The 279-nt window shown below is 37.3% G+C and carries 1 protein-coding gene; it reads left to right on the top strand.

What is annotated here, in order from left to right; all coding sequences use genetic code 11:
* Positions 1 to 279, top strand: a 279-nt coding sequence (locus tag R0J87_RS19630; RefSeq protein ID WP_498888352.1) for a HAMP domain-containing protein, incomplete at both ends; no start/stop codon positions are given.

Genomic DNA, 279 nt, shown 5'->3' with positions numbered 1-279 from the left:
CTAATAATTGCTGCATTTGGCGATTATAATCTGTTTTTGTGCTTGTTTATTCCTGTGTCCATTCTTTTTTTCTTTTTGCTCACAAAGCGATATGCGTTATATTTCCAAGAAATTTCACAAGGCATCCATCAACTTGCCGAGGGAAATTTTACACATCGTGTGCAGATTAAATCGAAGGATGAATTTCAAGCGATTGCTGAGGATATTCATTCTGCAGCAACCACTTTAAAAGAAGCTATTGAGCGAGGGGATTTTGCAGAAAGCAGTAAGGATCAGTTA

Source organism: Halomonas sp. SIMBA_159, assembly GCF_046536035.1.
Taxonomy (GTDB): domain Bacteria; phylum Pseudomonadota; class Gammaproteobacteria; order Pseudomonadales; family Halomonadaceae; genus Vreelandella; species Vreelandella venusta_A.
This window is presented reverse-complemented; position numbering and strand designations above follow the sequence as displayed.